We start from the raw sequence: 3,962 nt of genomic DNA on the forward strand, positions 1-3,962 counted from the left end.
ACCTCGTCGACTACGGCGTCGTCGGCGACCTCTTCCAGGTCCTGCCCCAGCTCACCGACGAGATCAAGACACGCAAGGGCTGACACCCCCACCCCACCCCCCCAGCCCCAATCCGGGGCCGTGTGACACACCCCCGTCACACGGCCCCGGACCCTTTTCCGATCACCATTGACGTGGAATCGGCGGACCTATAGCTTCACCATTCGGAATGTTGATTCCGTGAAGCGGAAGCCGTCTGATGGTGGAGGGTGTGCAATGGGTCAGCAGAAGCAGGTGGCGACCAGCCTGGCCGGTGCGGTCGGTGAGGAGATCGGCGCCTCCCTCGCCGCCGTCGACGCCGAACTCGCCCGCCGCTACCCCGGCGACCCGGGGACCCGCCAGCCGGTCCACACGGTCTACGTCCCGGGCGACATGTTCACTTCCGGCACCATCCGCTCCTGGGGCGACCAGGCGCTGCGGGCCCTGGACGAACACGCGCCCGACGCGGCGTCGTTCGCCGACGTCCTCGGCATCCCGGACGAACTCGCCGCACCGGTGTACGACCGCGTGCGCGCCAAGCTGGAGCGCGAACCCGTCGAGGATCTGCGCATCGACTTCGAGGACGGCTACGGTCTCCGCCCCGATGCGGAGGAGGACGAGGCCGCCGCCCGCGCCGCGCGTCTGGTCGCGGAGGCGTACGCGAACGGAACGGCCGCCCCGTACACGGGCATTCGCATGAAGTGCATGGAGGCCGCCGTACGCGACCGGGGCATCCGCACCACGGACGTCTTCCTCACCGGCCTGATGCGTGCGGGCGGCGTTCCCGACGGGCTGGTCCTCACCCTGCCCAAGGTGACCTACCCCGAGCAGGTCACCGCCTTCGCGCGCCTCCTCGAAGCGTTCGAGCAGGCACACGGACTGCCGTCCGGGCGGCTCGGCTTCGAGATCCAGATCGAGACCAGCCAGTCCATCCTCGCCGCCGACGGAACCGCCGCCGTCGCCCGCATGATCGACGCCGCGCGGGGCCGGGCCACGGGACTGCACTACGGCACCTTCGACTACAGCGCCTGCGTCGGCGTCAGCGCCGCGTACCAGGCGAGCGACCACCCGGCGGCCGACCATGCCAAGGCCGTCATGCAGGTCGCCGCCGCCGGTACCGGGGTACGCGTCTGCGACGGCTCCACCAACGTCCTCCCCGTCGGCCCCACCGACCGCGTCCACGAAGCCTGGCGGCTCCACCACGGCCTCACCCGCCGCGCCCTGACCCGCGCCTACTACCAGGGCTGGGACATGCACCCGGGGCATCTGCCGACCCGGTACGCGGCCGTGTACACCTTCTACCGCGAGGGCCTGGAGCAGGCCGCCGCACGGCTCGCCGCCTACGCGGCCAGGGCGGACGGCGACGTCATGGACGAACCCGCCACCGCCAAGGCACTGAGCGGATACCTTCTGCGCGGCATCGACTGCGGCGCCCTGGACATCGCCGAGGTCGCCCGACTGACCGGGCTGACGCGCGCGGACCTGGACGGGTTCGCCTCACCGCGCCGGGCCGGACTCACGGCGATCGCGCCGTAGACGGACGCCGCGACGCCTGACTGGTTCAGGAGGGCGGCAGTTCACCCGAGCCGCGCGGGATGAGCCCGGTGGGCAACTCCACGCGCGCCGGAGGATGGTCCGCGCCGTCGAGGCGCCGGAAGAGGCGCTCGGCGGCGGTGCGGCCGACGGCCGCGGCATCCTGCGAGATGACGGTGATGCCGAGCAGATCGGCCAGTTCGATGTCGTCGAAGCCGACCAGGGCGACGCGGCGCTCCTGCTCCGCGAGGACGCGCACCGCCGTCACCGTCACACGGTTGTTGCCCGCGAACAGCGCCGTGACGGGCTCGGGGCCGGACAGCATCCGCTCCACGGCGTCCCGGACCCGCCCCGGATCGGTCGGGCCGAGGGACACCCAGGAATCGGCGACCGCCGTCCCGGCCTCCGCCATGGCCGCGTGGTAGCCGCGCAGTCGTTCGGTGGCGGTGTGGATGCGCGGCTGGTCGCCGATGAAACCGATCCGGCGGTGGCCGTGCTCGATGAGGTGTGCGACGCCCTCGCGAGCCCCGCCGAAGTTGTCGGACAGGACCGTGTCGGCGTCGATGTGGCCGGCCGGCCGGTCCACGAAGACGGTGGCGATGCCCGCCCTCATCTCCGGTTCCAGATAGCGGTGGTCGTCGCCGGCCGGGATCACGATCAGACCGTCCACCCGGCGCGCGCACAGCGCGAGCACCAGCTCCTGCTCGCGCTCCGGGTCCTCGGCGCTCGACCCGTTGATCAGCAGCGCGCCGTGCGTCCGCGCGACCTCCTCGACCGCGCGGCTCAGCGGTCCGTAGAACGGGTCGGCGAGATCCTCCAGGACCAGGCCGATGGAGGCGGTGCGCCCCTTGCGCAGCACGCGCGCGCTGTCGTTGCGGCGGAAGCCGAGCGCCTCGATGGCGTCCTGGACCCGGCGCTCGGTGTCCGGTGTCACCCCCGGCTCGCCGTTGACCACGCGAGAGACCGTCTTGAGGCCGACCCCGGCCCGCGCGGCCACGTCCTTCATGGTCGGCCGCTTGCCGTAACGGGACTCGGGGTGACGGGCGGTCTCGGGCACGGCGCGCTGTCCTGTCGTCGGGTACGGGCGGTCCGGCCGGGGACGCGATGAGCGATGCTGCGGGGCGGACCGGGAACTGTGCCGACGAGCATAGAGCCTGGATAACGTTGTCACCCAAAGGGCGACTGGGCCGGCCGTTCGCCGGACCCCCCGCGTCCCGACTCTCCTTCCGAGCACATGGAGCCGCACGATGCAATCCGACCTCGTCGCCGCGCTGGACATCGGCGGCACCAAGATCGCCGCCGCGCTGGTGGACGGCGGCGGCGCGCTCCTCGCTCGGGTTCAGCGGCCGACGCCCGCACGGGAGGGCGCCGAGGCGGTCATGGCGGCGGTCGCGGAGGTCCTGGCCGAGCTGTCCGGCGCGCCGATGTGGACACGGGCGACGGCCATCGGTATCGGCAGCGCGGGTCCGGTGGACGCCTGGGCCGGTACGGTGAGCCCCGTCAACATCCCCGGCTGGCGCGACTTCCCGCTGGTGGAACGCGTCGGCGAGACCGTCGGCGGACTGCCGGTCGAACTGGTCGGCGACGGGGTCGCGATGACGGCGGCGGAACACTGGCTGGGCGCGGCACGCGGCCGCGACAACGCCCTGTGCATGGTGGTGTCGACCGGTGTCGGCGGGGGGCTGGTCCTCGGCGGAGAGCTGCACTCGGGCCCCACGGGCAACGCCGGGCACATCGGTCATGTCATCGTGGAACTGGACGGCGATCCGTGCCCCTGCGGCTCCCGGGGCTGCGTCGAGAGCATCGCCGGCGGACCGAACATCGCCCGCCGGGCGTGGGAGGCCGGCTGGCGGCCCGGACCGGACGGCGATGTCTCGGCCGCCGCGGTGGCCGGCGCCGCACGTGCCGGGGACCGGGTCGCCCTCGCCTCGTTCGCGCGGGCCGCGCAGGCGCTGGCGGCGGGGATCGCCGCCACCGCGGTGCTCGTCGAGATCGACATCGCGGTGGTCGGCGGGGGAGTGGCCGGGGCCGGCGACGTTCTCTTCGTTCCCCTGCGCCGCGCCCTGCAGCGGTACGCGACGCTCTCGTTCGCGCGCCGGGTCGCGGTGGTGCCCGCGGTGATGGGCGCCGACGCGGGACTGGTCGGCGCGGCTGCCGTGGCGGCGCGGCGCCGTGGGGCCGTGTCCGGGCCGCCGTACGACCGCCGCGCCGCGTCGCGACCGAAGCCGGGCAACGGCCGCGGTGACCGAGGCGCGTGAGAGGGACGCGCGAGGTGGGGGTGGGGGGGGGGCGGGGCGGCCCCCCCCCCCCCCCCCCCCCCCCCCCCCCCCCCCCCCCCCCCCGACAACGGCCGGGGGCGGACCACCGTGGCCGGAGTGGTGGATAAGCGGGGGTGGGCGGCTCAACAAAAC

3 protein-coding genes are annotated in these 3,962 nt (G+C 73.9%); 2 read left to right on the forward strand and 1 reads right to left on the reverse strand.

What is annotated here, in order from left to right; all coding sequences use genetic code 11:
- Nucleotides 1-255: 255 nt before the first annotated feature.
- Nucleotides 256-1,554 carry a DUF6986 family protein gene (locus ACIHCL_RS36820; protein ID WP_399868911.1) on the forward strand — a complete coding sequence of 433 codons (1,299 nt, stop codon included), beginning with the start codon at nt 256-258 and terminating at the stop codon, nt 1,552-1,554.
- Between the two features lie 25 nt (nt 1,555-1,579).
- Here the strand turns inward: ACIHCL_RS36820 and ACIHCL_RS36825 are convergent, their stop codons facing one another.
- The gene (locus ACIHCL_RS36825) at nt 1,580-2,608 is read right to left on the reverse strand and encodes a LacI family DNA-binding transcriptional regulator (RefSeq protein WP_399868912.1); all 1,029 of its coding nucleotides are present in this window, start codon (nt 2,606-2,608) and stop codon (nt 1,580-1,582) included.
- Between the two features lie 190 nt (nt 2,609-2,798).
- Here ACIHCL_RS36825 and ACIHCL_RS36830 point away from each other — a divergent pair, with 190 nt between their 5' ends.
- Nucleotides 2,799-3,809: an ROK family protein gene (locus tag ACIHCL_RS36830; RefSeq protein ID WP_399868913.1), complete on the forward strand. Its 1,011-nt coding sequence runs from the start codon at nt 2,799-2,801 to the stop codon at nt 3,807-3,809.
- Nucleotides 3,810-3,962: the final 153 nt, after the last annotated feature.

It is taken from the genome of Streptomyces sp. NPDC052042 (assembly GCF_044548345.1).
In the GTDB taxonomy this organism is placed as follows: Bacteria; Actinomycetota; Actinomycetes; order Streptomycetales; family Streptomycetaceae; genus Streptomyces.

What these genes read in the sequence shown, in the direction of transcription:
- ACIHCL_RS36830 (WP_399868913.1), top strand. Translation starts at nt 2,799, where the DNA reads ATGCAATCCGACCTCGTCGCCGCGCTGGACATCGGCGGCACCAAGATC.
- ACIHCL_RS36820 (WP_399868911.1), top strand. Translation starts at nt 256, where the DNA reads ATGGGTCAGCAGAAGCAGGTGGCGACCAGCCTGGCCGGTGCGGTCGGT.